This window comes from Streptomyces sp. XM83C (genome assembly GCF_023072675.1).
GTDB classification, from domain to species: domain Bacteria; phylum Actinomycetota; class Actinomycetes; order Streptomycetales; family Streptomycetaceae; genus Streptomyces; species Streptomyces thermocoprophilus.
In genome coordinates, this window is record NZ_JALLGL010000004.1 from 17,847 (window position 1) to 34,184 (window position 16,338).

Consider the following 16,338-nt stretch of genomic DNA (forward strand, 5'->3'; position numbering starts at 1 on the left):
TGACATGACCATCGGACGGGAATGGAACCCCCAGCCCGTCGAGAGCGTCCGCCTTGGACAAATCACCCCGACCGGAGGACGACCGGGCGGACGACCGTCCACGATCCCTACGACATCTCCACCGGGCGCCGTAGCGGACCGGGACCGTCAGGGCCACCCATGCCGGGCCGCCTCGAACCCCGCCTCGAACCGGCTCGACGCGTCGAGCCGCTCCATCAGGCCGGCCATCCGACGGCGGACGCTCGTGCGCTACCAGGCGCCTCGGGCTGGTGGTCGTGCAGACCGACGGCGGCGTCGCAGAGATCACGGAGACCGCGCCCGGGTCGGCCACCCGGCGCGGACGGACCTGGTGGTTCAGACCGACGGAGGTGTGGCCGGCACGGCCGAGACCAGCGCGTGCAGCGGCGTCTGCGGCACCTCCTGGGAACAGATCGCTCCGGCAGGCGCCGCGCCGACCGACTGACGGCATCCCCTCGGTTCGCGCCCCGGATCGGCGTGCGCGCGTCGGTACGCGTGATCACCGCACCGCCGGCCCTGGGCCGACTTCGTGCTCAGCACAACGATCTCGCAACTGATCGATCTGGAGTGCGAAGGGCGCACCTATGCTGCTCCAGCACACCGCGGCAACTGTCCACAGCCGCGGCCTGAGAGAAAGAAACACCCACGTGAAGCGCACCGCTGTCCGCCGTACCGCCCTCGCCGCCTCCGCGGCCACCCTCGCGCTGCTGGCCACCGCCTGTGGCGGCGACTCCGACGGCGACGACAAGGCCAAGGGCGCCGGCACCACCAAGTCCGCCGAGGCCACCCCCTCGGCCTCCGCCGCCCCGGCCGCCGCGAAGCCGCTGACCGCCGCCGAGCTGGAGAAGGCCCTGTTGACCCAGGCCGACGTCAAGAGCGGCAAGATCACCGTGAAGCTGGACAAGGACGACGACGTCTCTCCGGAGCAGGTCAAGTCGGACAAGGCGGACTGCACCCCGCTCGCCCGCCTCCAGGCCGGCACCTACGTCGGCAAGCCCGTCGCCTCCGCGAAGCGCAAGTGGGAGGACGCCCCGAAGAAGGCCGCCGGCGCGACCGAGGAGGAGCAGATGTACGCCTCCCTCGATCTGGCGGAGTCCGTGTTCACGCTCGCCTCCTACAGCGACGGCGGCGCCGAGCAGGTCCTGAAGGACATCACCGCGGCCGCGCAGAAGTGCGCCGGCGGCTACACCCACACCGAGACCGACGAGCCCCTCAAGGTCACCAAGGTGGCCGTGGGCACCGCGCCGAAGGCCGGCGACGAGGCGCTCGCCGTCGACGTCACCCTCGACCTCGGTGACGGCGTCTCCGGCACGGCGCACCACGTCGTCGTCCGCAAGGGCGCCACCGTGGTCTTCTTCCCGACCATCAACGTGGGCGCCATGCTCTCCGGCAAGGACTACACGTTCCCCACCGCGGTCCTCGACTCCCAGGTCGCCAAGCTCGGCTGACCGGCACGGGGTGCGTCCCGTCGGCCCGCGTACGGGCGGCGTGACGCACCCCACCCCCGCGTCCGTTCGAACTCCGTTAACAATGGAATGTGATCTCTCCGGTCTCCTCGACATCCCGGAGCGCCCACCGGCAGCGGCCGGAGGCGACTCCCTACGTCGACCTCACCCGCGCCGAGTGGAGCGCGCTGCGCGACAAGACGCCGCTGCCGCTCACCGCGGAAGAGGTCGAGCGGCTGCGCGGCCTCGGTGACGTCATCGACCTCGACGAGGTACGGGACATCTATCTGCCGCTGTCCCGGCTGCTCAACCTCTACGTCGGCGCCACCGACGGACTGCGCAGCGCGCTGAACACCTTCCTCGGCGAGCAGGGCTCCCAGTCCGGGACGCCGTTCGTGATCGGTGTCGCCGGCTCGGTCGCCGTCGGCAAGTCCACCGTCGCCCGGCTGCTGCGGGCGCTGCTGTCCCGGTGGCCCGAACACCCCCGCGTCGAGCTGGTCACCACCGACGGCTTCCTGCTGCCGACCAAGGAACTCCAGGCCCGCGGCCTGATGTCCCGCAAGGGCTTCCCCGAGTCGTACGACCGCCGCGCCCTGACCCGGTTCGTCGCCGACATCAAGGCCGGCAAGGACGAGGTGACCGCCCCCGTCTACTCCCACCTGATCTACGACATCGTCCCCGGCGAGAAGCTCGTCGTGCGCCGCCCCGACATACTGATCGTCGAGGGCCTGAACGTCCTGCAGCCCGCCCTGCCCGGCAAGGACGGCCGCACCCGCGTCGGCCTCGCCGACTACTTCGACTTCAGCGTGTACGTCGACGCGAGCGCCGAGGACATCGAGCGCTGGTACCTCGACCGGTTCAAGAAGCTGCGCCAGACCGCCTTCCAGAACCCCGACTCGTACTTCCGCAAGTACACCCAGGTCTCCGAGGAGGAGGCCCTCGACTACGCGCGCGGGCTGTGGCGGACGATCAACAAGCCGAACCTGATCGAGAACATCGCCCCCACCCGGGGCCGCGCCACCCTCGTGCTGCGCAAGGGCCCGGACCACAAGGTGCAGCGGCTGCGGCTGCGCAAACTCTGAGACCGCCGGGGGTCGGCGACGCGGCGGGCGTGGCGGAAGCGGCCGGTGCGCCCGCGAGGGCGGCGGCGCCGCGCGGTGCCCGCGACGAGCCCGGCGAGCGTGGTGCGGCGGCTCAGGGGGCGGGCGGCGGGTGCGAGGTTCCTCGATGAGTCCATGGACCCGAAAAACAGGGTCGTACGAGACAGCCCGGCTGCCGCCACTCCCTGTACCGCCCGTCCCTCCGGATGGACGCCCGGTCGCGCACGACGACGGGCGGGGCGGAGAGCGCCGCACGGCCTCGGCCCTCTCCGCCCCGCCCGCAGTGTCGCAGAGCTAGCCGAGCGCGGACTTCACCACGTCCGCCAGCCGCCCGGCCACCGACCGGGCCTGCTCGATGTCGGCCGCCTCGACCATCACCCGCACCAGCGGCTCGGTGCCCGAGGGCCGCAGCAGCACCCGGCCGGTCTCCCCCAGCTCGCGCTCGGCGTCGGCGACGGCCGACGTGACGTCGGCGGAGGTGTGCACCCGGGACTTGTCCACGTCGGGCACGTTGATCAGCACCTGCGGCAGCCGGTCCATCACCGAGGCCAGCTCGCGCAGCGACTTGCCGGTCTCCGCGACCCGCGCCGCGAGCATCAGACCGGTCAGCGTGCCGTCGCCGGTCGTCGCATGGTCGAGGATGATCACATGCCCGGACTGCTCGCCGCCGAGGGCGTAGCCGTGCTCCTTCATCGACTCCAGTACATAGCGGTCACCGACGGAGGTCTGGACGAGCTTCAGACCCTCCCGTTCCAGCGCCAGCTTGAAGCCCAGGTTGGACATGACGGTGGCGACGACGGTGTCGGAGCGCAGCGCGCCCCGCTCCCGCATGGCGAGGGCCAGCACCGCGAGGATCTGATCGCCGTCGACCTCCTCACCGGTGTGGTCCACGGCGAGACAGCGGTCGGCGTCGCCGTCGTGGGCGATGCCGAACGCGGCGCCGTGCTGCACCACGGCCGCCTTCAGCAGGTCGAGGTGGGTGGAGCCGCAGCCGTCGTTGATGTTGAGACCGTCGGGCTCCGCGCCGATCGTGATCACCTCGGCGCCGGCCCGCGCGAACGCCTCCGGGGAGACCCGGGCGGCGGCGCCGTGCGCCTCGTCCAGGACGATCTTCAGCCCGTCGAGCCGGTTCGGCAGCACACCGACGAGGTGGGCGACGTACTTGTCGAAGCCCTCCTTGTACTCGCGGACCCGGCCCACGCCCGCACCGGTCGGCCGGTCCCAGGGCTCGCCGTGCCGGTGGCTGTCGTAGACCGCCTCGATACGGTCCTCCAGCTCGTCGGCGAGCTTGTGACCCCCGCGCGCGAAGAACTTGATGCCGTTGTCCGGCATCGCGTTGTGGCTCGCGGACAGCATCACACCGAGGTCCGCGCCGAGCGCGCCGGTGAGATAGGCGACGGCGGGCGTCGGCAGCACGCCGACCCTCAGCACGTCCACGCCGGCGCTGGCGAGGCCGGCCACCACGGCCGCCTCCAGGAACTCCCCGGACGCACGCGGGTCACGCCCGACCACTGCGGTCGGCCTGTGGCCCGCGAAGGTGCCCGCCTCGGCCAGTACGTGCGCCGCCGCGACGGACAGACCGAGTGCCATCTCGGCCGTCAGATCCGCGTTGGCGACACCGCGCACGCCGTCCGTGCCGAAGAGTCGTCCCACGTGTCCTCCTGAGGAAGCGTCATGTCGTACAAAAGGCGCGGCGGCATCCCATCACACAAGCCTTTGAACGTCTTGTGCCGTTATACGCCTTACACCCGTGATAAACGAACGCCCCGACAGCACTTGGCGTGCCGCCGGGGCGGTTCGTGCAGAGGCAGCGAAGCTTAGCGCTTGCTGTACTGCGGGGCCTTGCGGGCCTTCTTCAGACCGGCCTTCTTCCGCTCGACCGCACGGTCGTCGCGGCGCAGGAAGCCGGCCTTCTTCAGCGGGCCGCGGTTGTTGTCCACGTCGGCCTCGTTCAGCGCGCGGGCCACGCCGAGGCGGAGGGCACCGGCCTGGCCGGAGACGCCGCCGCCGGAGATCCGGGCGATGACGTCGTAACGGCCCTCGAGCTCCAGGACCTTGAACGGCTCGTTGACTTCCTGCTGGTGCACCTTGTTCGGGAAGTAGTCCTCGAGGGTGCGACCGTTGATCTTCCACTTGCCGGTGCCCGGGACGATCCGGACACGGGCGATGGCCTCCTTGCGGCGGCCCAGGCCGGCGGCCGGCTGGGGCTCGCCGAAGCGGGAGGCCAGGGACTCCGAGGTGTACTCGCCCTCGACGGGGACCTCGGACTCGGTGGTGTAGCTGTCGATGTCAAGCTCTTCGAGCGGCTGCTCGGCAGTGGTCTCGGCCACGATTCTCCTCAGATTCTCTTCAGTCTTAGGGGGTGGCCGGACTTACTGCGCGACCTGGGTGATCTCGAACGGCACCGGCTGCTGGGCGGCGTGCGGGTGCTGGTCACCCTTGTAGACCTTCAGCTTCGAGAGCATCTGACGGCCCAGGGAGTTCTTGGGGAGCATGCCCTTGACGGCCTTCTCGATGGCCTTCTCGGGGTTCTTCTCGAGCAGCTCGTCGTAACGGACGGAGCGCAGACCACCCGGGTAGCCGGAGTGGCGGTACGCCATCTTCTGGGTCCGCTTGTTGCCGGAGAGGTGCACCTTGTCGGCGTTGATGATGATGACGAAGTCACCAGCGTCGACGTGCGGCGCGTAGATCGGCTTGTGCTTGCCCCGGAGGAGCGTGGCAGCAGTGGTGGCGAGACGACCCAGGACAACGTCCTGAGCGTCGATGACGTGCCACTGGCGCGTCACATCGCCGGGCTTGGGGCTGTACGTACGCACGGTTCGTAGCCTTCGCTTCGAGTGAATGGTCCTAGACAAGGTCACCGAAACGATCACGACAGCCTTGTACCCACGGCGGCGACGCAAACCGCATGCGTGGGATCGCTGGTCATCGGCCCGGTGGACCGGTGTAAGGGCCCGTCCCGTGAGAATGAGCAAGCCAATACACAACGAACAAGCAGGATACCCAGGCCGCCCGGACGGGTCAAAACGGGACCGGCGCGGACCACACACAGTCCCGGAGCCGATCACCCGCGGGACCGCCGACGATCACGCCGGGAACGCCCCGGCCATCACGCACGGTACCGCCGCGGACCCCGAGCGGAACCGCCGGGGACGGTGAGCGGTACCGCCCTGGACCACTCCCGTCCCCGTCTAAGATGCGCCCCATGAGCTTTGGGCAGGGGGGACCTCAACAGCCCCAGTGGGATCCCTGGAAACCGCAATCCGAGCAGCAGTGGAACGCCGGCGGCACCGCCGACACCCCGGACTGGGCCGCGCTCGCCGAGGCGTCGGAGGCGCGCGCCAAGCGGCGCCGGGTGTTCTTCATCGGGGGCGGCGCACTGGCCACCGTCGCGATAGGCGCCGCCGTCGCGACGGCGGTCGTCTCCGCCAACGGCAGCGACGACGACGTGAACGCCCTGCCGTCGGCCACCCTGCCGAGCCCCACCCCGACGGCGCCCTCCTTCGAGCCGACCACGGCGCCTCCGCCGCTGGACCCGAAGGACTTCGTCTCCACGAAGCAGAAGGACACCGCGCCCCTCACCCCCGACGGCCTCTTCCCCGGCACCCGTCTCACCGTGGGCTCGACCGTCTACCAGAAGGGCCCGACGGACTCCCAGAAGTCCTGCGCGACGGCCACCGCCGGCACCCTGCCGAAGGTGCTCACCGCCAACGGCTGCACCCTCGTGATGCGCGCCTCCTACACCGTCGACGGCATCGCCTCCACCGTCGGCATCGCCGTCTTCGACACCGAGGCGCAGGCCCAGGCCGCCAAGAAGCAGGCCGACAACAAGAGCATCGTGAAGGCCCTCACCGGCAAGGGCGTGAAGAACTTCTGCAACGGCGCCGTCTGCTTCTCGACCACCAACTCCTACGGCCGCTACGCCTACTTCACCCTCACCGGCTTCACCTCCGGCAAGGACGTCACGAAGACGGACACCGAGGTCATGCGCACCGGCAACGACCTCGCCGACTTCGCCTTCCGGCAGATCCGCCGCCGCGGCGAGGTCCAGGCCTCGGCGGCGGCGAACCAGTAGCCCCCGCCGGTCAGCAGCATCCCGCCGACGGCAGTGTCCGCTTGTTCCGCGCCTCACGGCTGCGGGCGGCGAGCAGCTCGTCGGCGGGGTAGCCGACCTCCTCCAGCGTCAGCCCGTGCGGCCGTACGACATGCACGGCCGAGTCCCGGACCCCCGCGGCCAGCACCTTCGCCGGCCACTCCGGGCCGCGGTGCCCGTCCCCCACGAACAGCAGCGCCCCGATCAGCGAGCGCACCATGTTGTGGCAGAAGGCGTCGGCCCGCACCGTCGCGGTGATGATCCCGTCCGCGCCGCGCTCCAGGCTCAGCTCCTGGAGGGTGCGGATGGTGGTGGCGCCCTCCCGCTTCTTGCAGTACGCGGCGAAGTCGTGCTCCCCGAGCAGCCCCCGCGCGGCCTCGTTCATGGCGTCCACGTCCAGCGGCCAGTCGTGCCACAGCACATGGCCCCGCAGCAGCGGATCGACACCGCCGGGGTTGTCGGTGACGCGGTAGGCATAGCGGCGCCAGATCGCCGAGAACCGGGCGTCGAACCCCGCCGGGGCCTCCCTCAGCGCCCAGACGCGCACATCCCTCGGCAGCCTGCCCGCGAGCCGCTTCAGCAGCTTCTCGTGGTGCTCGCGCCAGACCTCCGCGGGCAGGTCCACATGGGCCACCTGGCCGCGCGCGTGCACACCGGCGTCGGTGCGTCCGGCGACGGTCAGCTCGTACGTCTCACGGGACCGGGTCACCGTACGCAGCGCGTCCTCGATCTCCCCCTGCACGGTCCGCCGCCCGCCGGCCTGCTTGGCCCAGCCGGAGAAGTCGGTGCCGTCGTAGGACAGGTCGAGGCGGACACGGACGTACCCGGGCTGTACTTCGTCACTCACACGGAAATCCTCTCAGGTACGCGAAAGCGGGCCCGCCCCGAAGGGCGGACCCGCTTCACGTCAGGCGGAGCCTCAGGCGTCCTTGGACTCCTCGGCCGGAGCCTCGGTCTCCTCGGCCTGGGTGTCCTCGGCCTTGGTCTCCTCGGCCTTGGCCTCCTCGGCCTCCTTCACCGCACGCTTGGTGGCGGCCTCGGCCTCGCCCACGGCCTTCTGCTGCACCGTCAGCGCCTCGACCAGCTCGATGACCGCCATGGGCGCGTTGTCGCCACGACGGTTGCCGATCTTGGTGATGCGGGTGTAGCCACCGGGACGGTTCTCGTAGCGCGGGCCGATCTCGGTGAAGAGCGTGTGGACGACGCTCTTGTCCGTGATGACCTGGAGCACCTGACGGCGGTTGTGAAGGTCGCCCTTCTTCGCCTTGGTGATCAGACGCTCCGCGTACGGGCGCAGGCGACGGGCCTTCGCCTCGGTGGTCGTGATCTTGCCGTGCTCGAACAGGCTCTTCGCCAGGTTGGCGAGGAGGAGCTTCTCGTGCGCGGCGCTGCCGCCCAGACGGGCACCCTTGGTGGGCTTCGGCATGGTGATTCTCCTGTGTCTCTGCCCCGGCCGTGTCAGGTACCGGAGTCAGTATCCGAGCAGACGGTTGTCTGTCGGAGATCCGGAGGCGTCCCCGCGGGGCCGCCTCCGGAAAGGGGACCGTCGGTCCCGAGCGGTCAGTACTGCTCGGTCTCGACGAACCCGGCGTCCGCGTCGTCGTCGGCGCCGAAGGCGTCGGCGGCGGCGGTCGGGTCGAATCCGGGCGGGCTGTCCTTCAGGGCCAGGCCCATGCCGGCCAGCTTCGCCTTGACCTCGTCGATGGACTTCGCACCGAAGTTGCGGATGTCCAGCAGGTCGGCCTCGGAGCGCGCGACCAGCTCACCCACGGAGTGGATGCCCTCACGCTTGAGGCAGTTGTAGGAGCGGACCGTGAGCTCCAGCTCCTCGATCGGCAGCGCCAGGTCGGCGGCGAGAGCGGCGTCCGTCGGGGACGGACCCATGTCGATGCCCTCGGCGTCGATGTTCAGCTCACGGGCGAGGCCGAACAGCTCGACCAGGGTCTTGCCGGCGGAGGCCATGGCGTCACGGGGACGCATCGCCTGCTTGGTCTCGACGTCGACGATCAGCTTGTCGAAGTCGGTGCGCTGCTCGACTCGGGTCGCCTCGACCTTGTAGGTGACCTTGAGAACCGGCGAGTAGATGGAGTCGACCGGGATACGGCCGATCTCCTGGCCCACCTGCTTGTTCTGCACGGCGGAGACGTAGCCGCGACCGCGCTCGACGGTCAGCTCCATCTCCAGCTTGCCCTTGCTGTTCAGCGTGGCGAGGACGAGGTCGGGGTTGTGCACCTCGACACCGGCCGGGGGCGCGATGTCGGCGGCGGTGACCAGACCCGGGCCCTGCTTGCGCAGGTACATCACGACCGGCTCGTCGTGCTCCGAGGAGACGACCAGCTGCTTGATGTTGAGGATCAGGTCGGTCACGTCCTCCTTGACGCCCGGCACGGTGGTGAACTCGTGCAGCACGCCGTCGATCCGGATGGAGGTGACGGCGGCACCCGGGATCGAGGAGAGGAGGGTACGGCGGAGGGAGTTGCCGAGGGTGTAGCCGAAGCCCGGCTCCAGCGGCTCGATCACGAACCGGGAGCGGAACTCGTCGACGACCTCTTCGGTCAACGAGGGACGCTGAGCGATCAGCATGTGTGGATCAGATCCTTCATTCGTGGACGCCCGCTATATGACGTCCGACGGAAACCGCACCCGTGAGAAGTGCGGGTACTGCAAGGGTACGGGCGGCACGACCCGAAGGAGCCGTACCGCCCGAATGCCCTGGGCGCCCCGCGCGCCGGAACCGGCGGTGCGGGGATGCCGAGACGCCGTGCGTCAGACGCGGCGGCGCTTCGGCGGGCGGCAGCCGTTGTGCGGGGTCGGGGTGACGTCCTGGATGGAGCCGACCTCGAGGCCCGTGGCCTGGAGGGAACGGATCGCGGTCTCACGACCGGAACCCGGACCCTTCACGAACACGTCGACCTTGCGCATGCCGTGCTCCTGGGCGCGGCGGGCGGCCGACTCGGCGGCCATCTGCGCGGCGAACGGCGTGGACTTCCGGGAGCCCTTGAAGCCGACGTGGCCGGCGGAGGCCCAGGAGATCACGTTGCCGGACGGGTCCGTGATGGAGACGATCGTGTTGTTGAACGTGCTCTTGATGTGCGCGTGGCCGTGAGCGACGTTCTTCTTTTCCTTGCGGCGCACCTTCTTGGCAGCGCCCTGACGTCCCTTGGGGGGCATCTACTAACTCCTACGGGAGGTGGTCGGTCCTACAGCGAAGACCGTGGACAGGGTGTCCGCTGCGGACTACTTCTTGCCGGGCTTCTTCTTGCCGGCGATGGCGCGACGCGGGCCCTTGCGGGTGCGGGCGTTGGTGCTGGTGCGCTGACCGCGGACGGGCAGACCGCGGCGGTGCCGCAGACCCTGGTAGCAGCCGATCTCGACCTTGCGGCGGATGTCGGCCTGGATCTCGCGACGGAGGTCACCCTCGGTCTTGATGTTGTTGTCGACGTACTCACGGATCGCGACGAGCTGCTCCTCGGAGAGGTCGCGGACGCGAGTGTTCGGGTCGACGCCGGTGGCGGCCAGCGTCTGCTTCGAGAGGGTCCGGCCGATGCCGAACACATAGGTGAGAGCGACCTCCACGCGCTTGTCGCGCGGGATGTCGACACCGGAAACGCGTGCCATTCAATGGCTCCTGGTGATCTTCGGAGGTCTTCCGCAGAACCGGTTCCCAGCCGCCGTATCAGGTACGGACAAGGTCCCCGGCCTCCGAACCGGGGGTGTCGGACGACTGCTCGTCCGGGCTCTGCGTATGAACAAATTCAGCTCGCGTCGCGCGAATCTCTGCGGTGGAGGTGCAGAGGGTTACGGTCGTGCGTCAGCCCTGGCGCTGCTTGTGGCGCGGGTTGTCGCAGATGACCATGACCCGGCCGTGACGGCGGATCACCCTGCACTTGTCGCAGATCTTCTTGACGCTCGGCTTGACCTTCATGGGATTGAGGTTCTCCGAGTCAGAGGGATCTACTTGTAGCGGTAGACGATCCGGCCACGCGTCAGGTCGTACGGAGACAGCTCCACCACGACCCGGTCGTCAGGGAGGATGCGGATGTAGTGCATACGCATCTTGCCGCTGATGTGTGCCAGGACCTGGTGGCCGTTCTGGAGCTCGACCTTGAACATGGCGTTCGGCAGAGACTCGACGACAGTGCCCTCGATCTCGATGGCACCTTGCTTCTTGGCCACGCTTCGCCCTTCGAATCGACTACCTTGATCGACTCTGTCGTGCACCGTTGGTGAGCATGCAGGCATGCGGGTGCACAAGAGCCGACGAGTCAGTCTACGTCAGCACACCCGGAAAGGCGAAACGAGGAAGTCTGCCCCACGGTGGTGATCGTCATGCCAGCGGATCGGGGGCGGCCGTGATGCCGTACTCGGCGAGCTTCGCCTTGCCCCCGTCGGGCGCGGTCAGCACCAGCGGGCCCTGCTCGGTGAGGGCGACGGAGTGCTCCCAGTGCGAGGACCAGGTGCCGTCGGTCGTGATGACCGTCCACTCGTCCTCCAGCACCCGCGTCTTCGGCGTGCCCAGCGACACCATCGGCTCGATCGCCAGGCAGAGGCCGGGGACCAGGCGGGGGCCCTTGCCGCGGCGCCGGTCGACGTAGTTCAGCAGATGCGGGTCCATGTGCATCTCGGTGCCGATGCCGTGGCCGCCGTAGTCCTCGACGATGCCGTACCGGCCGCCGCCCGGCTTGGGCTGGCGGCGGATGTACTGCTCGATGGCCTTGGAGATGTCGACGAGCCGGTTGCCCTGCTTCATGGCCGCGATACCGGCCCACATCGACTCCTCGGTCACCCGCGACAGCTCGATCAGCTCCGGAGCGTGACCGGAGCCGACGAACGCCGTGTACGCGGCGTCGCCGTGCCAGCCGTCGACGACCGCGCCGCAGTCGATGGAGATGATGTCGCCGTCCTTCAGGACGACGTCCTCGGACGGGATGCCGTGCACGACGACGTCGTTCACGGAGGTGCAGATCGTCGCGGGGAAGCCGCCGTAGCCGAGGAAGTTCGACTTCGCGCCGTGCTCGGCGAGAACCTTGCGGGCGACCTCGTCGAGGTCCTTCGTGGTGGCGCCGGGCACCGCGGCCTCGCGGGTGGCCTTGTGGATCGCGGCGACGACCAGGCCGGCCGCCCGCATCTTGGCGATCTGCTCGGGCGTCTTGATCTGCACCATGGGAAGCCTGCGCTCTTTCGTCACTCGCGTCTACCGGTCACCGGCACGCGCTCACGCCGCGACGTGCCACACACAACAGTACGGCCGTGACGCCCCCGGGGGACGCCACGGCCGGGAGGGGACGGCGCCTATCGGCCGTCGTCCTCGCGCTTCAGCGCCTCCAGCGCACGCTTCGTGACCTCGTCCACCGGGCCCAGCGCCGAGATCGTCACGACAAGGCCCTGGGCCTTGTAGTAGTCGATGATCGGCTCGGTCTGCGTGTGGTAGACCTCCAGCCGCTTGCGGACGGTGTCCTCGGAGTCGTCGTCGCGCTGGTACAGCTCGCCGCCGCACACATCGCACACACCGGCCTTCGCCGGCTGCTTGTACGTCTCGTGGAAGACGTGCGCCGAGTCGTTGCGGCAGATCCGCCGACCGGCGATCCGCTTGACGACCTCTTCCTCGGGGGCCTCCAGGTCGAGGACCGCGTCGAGCTTCATGCCCTCGGTGGTCAGCAGCTCGTCCAGCGCCTCCGCCTGCGAAACATTGCGCGGGAAGCCGTCCAGCAGGAAACCGCCCTCGGCGTCGGGCTGCTCCATGCGGTCCTTGGCCATCGCGATGGTCACCTCGTCGGGGACGAGGTTGCCGGCGTCCATGTAGGACTTCGCGAGCTTCCCCAGCTCCGTCTGCCGGCTGATGTTGGCGCGGAACAGGTCGCCCGTGGAGATGTGCGGTACGCGCAGCTGCTCGGCAAGACGCGTGGCCTGCGTGCCCTTTCCGGCACCCGGCGGCCCGACGAGGACGATTCGCATCAGCGGAGGAACCCTTCGTAATTGCGCTGCTGGAGCTGGCTCTCGATCTGCTTCACCGTCTCGAGACCGACACCCACGATGATCAGGATGCTGGTCCCGCCGAACGGGAAGTTCTGGTTCGCCCCGAAACCAACCAACGCCATCGTCGGCACGAGAGCAATCAGGCCCAAGTACAGCGAGCCCGGCCAGGTGATCCGGTTGAGCACGTACGAAAGGTACTCAGCGGTCGGTCGGCCAGCCCGGATGCCCGGGATGAAGCCACCATACTTCTTCATGTTGTCGGCGACTTCTTCGGGGTTGAAGGAGATGGCCACATAGAAGAAGGCGAAGAACACGATCAGCAGGAAGTACAGCACGATGTGCGGCGTGGCCGCCGTGTTCGCCAGGTTCGCCCTGACCCAGTTCGCCCAGCCCGCCGTCGAGTTGGAGAACTGCACGATCAGGGCGGGGATGTAGAGCAGCGACGACGCGAAGATGACGGGAATCACACCCGCCTGGTTGACCTTCAGCGGGATGTAGGTCGAGGTGCCGCCGTAGGCGCGGCGGCCGATCATGCGCTTCGCGTACTGCACCGGGATCCGGCGCTGGGCCTGCTCGACGAAGACCACGAGGCCCACCATGACCAGGCCGACCAGGACGACGGTGCCGAACTCGATCCAGCCGTCCGCCAGGGTGCCCTGCTTCTTGATCGCCCACAGGCCGGAGGGGAAGGTCGCGGCGATCGAGATGAACATCAGGATCGACATGCCGTTGCCGATGCCGCGGTCGGTGATCAGCTCACCCAGCCACATGACGACGGCCGTACCGGCGGTCATGCAGATGACCATCGTGATGGTGGTGAAGATCGCGCGGTCCGGCACGATGCTCGACGCCACGGTGCAGCCGGAGAACAGGCTGCCGCTGCGGGCGGTGGCCACCAGGCCGGTGCCCTGGAGGATGGCGAGCGCCACCGTCAGATAACGGGTGTACTGCGTGATCTTGGCAGTGCCGGCCTGGCCCTCCTTCTTCAGGGCCTCCAGGCGCGGGATCACCACGGTCAGCAGCTGCAGGATGATGCTCGCCGTGATGTACGGCATGATGCCCAGCGCGAAGACGGTGATCTGCAGCAGCGCACCGCCGCTGAACATGTTGACCAGGCCGAACAGGCCCTGGTTGCCGGACGCCTCGTCCACGCACTGCTGGACGGACTTGTAGTTCACACCCGGGATCGGGATGTGGGTACCGACCCGGTAGACCACGATGATGCCGAGCGTGAAGAGCAGCTTCTTGCGCAGGTCGGGCGTCTTGAACGCCCGGGCGAACGCGGTGAGCACGGTGCCTCCTGCGACCCCCGCGCAACTGCGTCAAGGGCGGTCTTTGAGGTTCGACGAATACAGAAAAGAGCAGTGCAGGCTACCTTACCGGCGACACTGCCTCCCTTGGAACGACCAACCGGGGATACCCCAAATGTGGGGTATCCCCGGTTGACGTACTACGTCATCGAAGCTCAGACGAGCTCGGTGACCGTACCGCCGGCGGCGGTGATCTTCTCCTTGGCGGAGCCGGAGACGGCGTCGACCGTCACCTGAAGCGCCACGGAGATCTCGCCCTGGCCGAGGACCTTGACGAGCGCGTTCTTGCGAACGGCGCCCTTGGCCACCAGACCCTCGACGGTGACCTCGCCACCCTCGGGGTAGAGCGCGGCCAGCTTGTCGAGGTTCACGACCTGGTACTCGGTCTTGAACGGGTTCTTGAAGCCCTTCAGCTTCGGGAGACGCATGTGGAGCGGCATCTGGCCACCCTCGAAGCGCTCCGGAACCTGGTAGCGGGCCTTCGTGCCCTTCGTACCACGACCGGCCGTCTTACCCTTCGACGCCTCACCACGACCGACACGGGTCTTGGCGGTCTTGGCGCCCGGGGCGGGACGGAGGTTGTGGATCTTCAGCGGGTTGTTCTCCGCCATGATCAGTCGACCTCCTCGACCGTCACGAGGTGGCGGACGGTGTGCACCATGCCGCGGAACTCGGGACGGTCCTCCTTGACGACCACGTCACCCAGGCGCTTGAGGCCCAGGGAACGCAGGGTGTCGCGGTGGTTCTGCTTGCTGCCGATGTAGGACTTGACCTGCGTGATCTTGAGCTGCGCCATGATTACGCACCTGCCCCGGCACGCGCACGCAGCAGAGCCGCGGGGGCGACGTCCTCCAGCGGCAGACCGCGGCGGGCCGCGATCTCCTCGGGACGCTGCAGGCCCTTCAGGGCCGCCACGGTCGCGTGCACGATGTTGATGGCGTTGTCGGAGCCGAGCGACTTCGACAGGACGTCGTGGATACCGGCGCACTCGAGCACGGCACGCACCGGACCACCGGCGATAACACCGGTACCGGGCGACGCGGGCTTGAGCAGCACGACGCCGGCAGCCTTCTCACCCTGGATGGGGTGCGGGATGGTGCCCTGGATCCGGGGGACCTTGAAGAAGTGCTTCTTGGCCTCCTCAACGCCCTTGGCGATGGCGGCCGGCACCTCCTTGGCCTTGCCGTAACCGACACCCACGGTGCCGTCACCGTCGCCCACCACGACCAGCGCGGTGAAGCTGAAGCGACGACCACCCTTCACAACCTTGGCGACGCGGTTGATCGCGACGACGCGCTCGACGTACGCGGTCTTCTCGGCGGCAGCAGCGCCGCCGTCACGGCCCTTCCGGTCCCGCCGCTCGCCGCCACCGGCACCGCCACCGCGGCGCTGGGGTCCAGCCATTGGAATTACCTCTCTCTGTTTCCGCTAGCTACGGAACCGGCTCAGAACTTGAGCCCGGCCTCGCGGGCGGCGTCGGCCAGGGCGGCGATGCGCCCGGCGTACTGGTTGCCACCACGGTCGAACACGACGGCCTCGACACCGGCGGCCTTGGCACGCTCGGCGACCAGGGCGCCGACCTGCTTGGCCTGCGCGGACTTGTCGCCCTCGCCACCGCGGATCGACGCGTCCAGGCTGGACGCCGACGCCAGGGTGTGGCCCTTCAGGTCGTCGATCACCTGCGCCACGATGTGGCGGTTGGAGCGGGTCACGACCAGACGGGGACGCTCCGCCGTACCGGAGACCTTCTTGCGGATCCGGATGTGGCGGCGCTTGATCGCGGCGCGCTTGTAGGCGTCGCCCTTGAGGATCTTCTGCCCGTATGCCATGGCTTACTTACCCGCCTTTCCGACCTTGCGGCGGATGACTTCGCCCTCGTACTTGACGCCCTTGGCCTTGTACGGGTCGGGCTTGCGCAGCTTGCGGATGTTGGCCGCGACCTCGCCGACCTTCTGCTTGTCGATGCCCTCGACCGAGAAACGGGTCGGGGACTCCACCTTGAAGGTGATGCCCTCAGGGGCCTCGACCAGGATCGGGTGGCTGTAACCGAGGGCGAACTCCAGGTTCGAGCCCTTGGCGGTCACGCGGTAACCCACACCGCTGATCTCGAGCTTCTTGACGTATCCCTGGGTCACACCGGTGATCATGTTCGCCACCAGCGTGCGGGACAGGCCGTGCAGGGCCTTGCTCTGCCGCTCGTCGTTGGGGCGGAGCACCTGGAGGGTGCCGTCCTCGCCCTTAGCGATGTCGATCGGCGCAACGATGGTGTGGGTCAGTTCGCCCTTGGGGCCCTTGACCTTGACCGTACGGCCGTCGATGGTGACGTCCACGCCGGCGGGAACCGGGATGGGGAGCTTGCCGATGCGCGACATAGCTGTTTCCTCCGTTCCCTTCCG

Annotated in this window: 21 protein-coding genes; 3 read left to right on the forward strand and 18 right to left on the reverse strand. The window is 68.6% G+C overall.

What is annotated here, in order from left to right; genetic code table 11:
• Nucleotides 1-665 precede the first annotated feature (665 nt).
• A complete protein-coding gene (locus MTQ10_RS01125) occupies nt 666-1,466 on the forward strand; it encodes a hypothetical protein (protein ID WP_247461256.1) in 801 nt (266 codons plus the stop codon).
• An 89-nt stretch (nt 1,467-1,555) separates the two neighbouring features.
• Nucleotides 1,556-2,545, forward strand: coding sequence for a type I pantothenate kinase (gene coaA, locus MTQ10_RS01130; RefSeq protein WP_247461258.1), 990 nt, complete (start codon nt 1,556-1,558; stop codon nt 2,543-2,545).
• A gap of 312 nt (nt 2,546-2,857) precedes the next feature.
• Here coaA and glmM read toward each other — a convergent pair whose 3' ends face one another.
• The 3 genes from glmM to rplM form a co-directional block, all read right to left on the reverse strand.
• Entirely contained in the window at nt 2,858-4,216 is a 1,359-nt protein-coding gene (gene glmM / locus MTQ10_RS01135; protein WP_247461260.1) for a phosphoglucosamine mutase, read from the reverse strand.
• 164 nt (nt 4,217-4,380) lie between these two features.
• The gene (gene rpsI / locus MTQ10_RS01140; RefSeq protein WP_166001551.1) at nt 4,381-4,893 is read right to left on the reverse strand and encodes a 30S ribosomal protein S9; all 513 of its coding nucleotides are present in this window, start codon (nt 4,891-4,893) and stop codon (nt 4,381-4,383) included.
• A gap of 42 nt (nt 4,894-4,935) precedes the next feature.
• Complete coding sequence (gene rplM / locus MTQ10_RS01145; protein ID WP_240118089.1) at nt 4,936-5,379, reverse strand: 50S ribosomal protein L13; 444 nt, start codon at nt 5,377-5,379, stop codon at nt 4,936-4,938.
• Between the two features lie 389 nt (nt 5,380-5,768).
• On the opposite strand from rplM, the gene MTQ10_RS01150 reads away from it, so the two are divergent.
• Nucleotides 5,769-6,638, forward strand: a complete 870-nt coding sequence (locus tag MTQ10_RS01150) for a hypothetical protein (protein WP_247461262.1) — start codon at nt 5,769-5,771, stop codon at nt 6,636-6,638.
• 10 nt (nt 6,639-6,648) lie between these two features.
• Here MTQ10_RS01150 and truA read toward each other — a convergent pair whose 3' ends face one another.
• The 15 genes from truA to rplF all read right to left on the reverse strand — a co-directional run bounded on the left by truA (nt 6,649) and on the right by rplF (nt 16,314).
• Complete coding sequence (truA, locus tag MTQ10_RS01155; RefSeq protein ID WP_247461264.1) at nt 6,649-7,503, reverse strand: tRNA pseudouridine(38-40) synthase TruA; 855 nt, start codon at nt 7,501-7,503, stop codon at nt 6,649-6,651.
• 72 nt (nt 7,504-7,575) lie between these two features.
• Nucleotides 7,576-8,082: a 50S ribosomal protein L17 gene (gene rplQ / locus MTQ10_RS01160; protein WP_247461266.1), complete on the reverse strand. Its 507-nt coding sequence runs from the start codon at nt 8,080-8,082 to the stop codon at nt 7,576-7,578.
• 134 nt (nt 8,083-8,216) lie between these two features.
• Nucleotides 8,217-9,239 (reverse strand): DNA-directed RNA polymerase subunit alpha, encoded by a 1,023-nt coding sequence (locus MTQ10_RS01165; RefSeq protein WP_031080491.1) that lies wholly within the window; start codon nt 9,237-9,239, stop codon nt 8,217-8,219.
• A gap of 183 nt (nt 9,240-9,422) precedes the next feature.
• Nucleotides 9,423-9,827 (reverse strand): 30S ribosomal protein S11, encoded by a 405-nt coding sequence (rpsK, locus tag MTQ10_RS01170; protein WP_003956432.1) that lies wholly within the window; start codon nt 9,825-9,827, stop codon nt 9,423-9,425.
• A 66-nt stretch (nt 9,828-9,893) separates the two neighbouring features.
• The gene (gene rpsM, locus MTQ10_RS01175; RefSeq protein WP_247461269.1) at nt 9,894-10,274 is read right to left on the reverse strand and encodes a 30S ribosomal protein S13; all 381 of its coding nucleotides are present in this window, start codon (nt 10,272-10,274) and stop codon (nt 9,894-9,896) included.
• A gap of 193 nt (nt 10,275-10,467) precedes the next feature.
• Nucleotides 10,468-10,581 (reverse strand): 50S ribosomal protein L36, encoded by a 114-nt coding sequence (rpmJ, locus tag MTQ10_RS01180; RefSeq protein ID WP_003974245.1) that lies wholly within the window; start codon nt 10,579-10,581, stop codon nt 10,468-10,470.
• A 29-nt stretch (nt 10,582-10,610) separates the two neighbouring features.
• On the reverse strand, nt 10,611-10,832 hold the full coding sequence (infA, locus tag MTQ10_RS01185; RefSeq protein WP_003948620.1) for a translation initiation factor IF-1: 222 nt from the start codon (nt 10,830-10,832) through the stop codon (nt 10,611-10,613).
• 151 nt (nt 10,833-10,983) lie between these two features.
• Complete coding sequence (gene map, locus MTQ10_RS01190; RefSeq protein WP_247461270.1) at nt 10,984-11,820, reverse strand: type I methionyl aminopeptidase; 837 nt, start codon at nt 11,818-11,820, stop codon at nt 10,984-10,986.
• 128 nt (nt 11,821-11,948) lie between these two features.
• Complete coding sequence (locus MTQ10_RS01195) at nt 11,949-12,611, reverse strand: adenylate kinase (protein ID WP_247461272.1); 663 nt, start codon at nt 12,609-12,611, stop codon at nt 11,949-11,951.
• Nucleotides 12,611-13,924, reverse strand: coding sequence for a preprotein translocase subunit SecY (secY, locus tag MTQ10_RS01200; RefSeq protein WP_247461274.1), 1,314 nt, complete (start codon nt 13,922-13,924; stop codon nt 12,611-12,613). The genes MTQ10_RS01195 and secY overlap by 1 nt, the downstream gene beginning before the upstream one ends.
• Nucleotides 13,925-14,097: 173 nt before the next feature.
• Nucleotides 14,098-14,553 (reverse strand): 50S ribosomal protein L15, encoded by a 456-nt coding sequence (gene rplO / locus MTQ10_RS01205; protein WP_110629829.1) that lies wholly within the window; start codon nt 14,551-14,553, stop codon nt 14,098-14,100.
• A 2-nt stretch (nt 14,554-14,555) separates the two neighbouring features.
• A complete protein-coding gene (gene rpmD, locus MTQ10_RS01210) occupies nt 14,556-14,738 on the reverse strand; it encodes a 50S ribosomal protein L30 (protein WP_030174559.1) in 183 nt (60 codons plus the stop codon).
• Between the two features lie 2 nt (nt 14,739-14,740).
• The gene (gene rpsE, locus MTQ10_RS01215; protein ID WP_003992370.1) at nt 14,741-15,346 is read right to left on the reverse strand and encodes a 30S ribosomal protein S5; all 606 of its coding nucleotides are present in this window, start codon (nt 15,344-15,346) and stop codon (nt 14,741-14,743) included.
• Between the two features lie 41 nt (nt 15,347-15,387).
• A complete protein-coding gene (gene rplR / locus MTQ10_RS01220) occupies nt 15,388-15,771 on the reverse strand; it encodes a 50S ribosomal protein L18 (RefSeq protein WP_247461276.1) in 384 nt (127 codons plus the stop codon).
• Between the two features lie 3 nt (nt 15,772-15,774).
• Nucleotides 15,775-16,314 carry a 50S ribosomal protein L6 gene (gene rplF / locus MTQ10_RS01225; protein WP_247461278.1) on the reverse strand — a complete coding sequence of 180 codons (540 nt, stop codon included), beginning with the start codon at nt 16,312-16,314 and terminating at the stop codon, nt 15,775-15,777.
• Between the last annotated feature and the right edge of the window lie 24 nt (nt 16,315-16,338).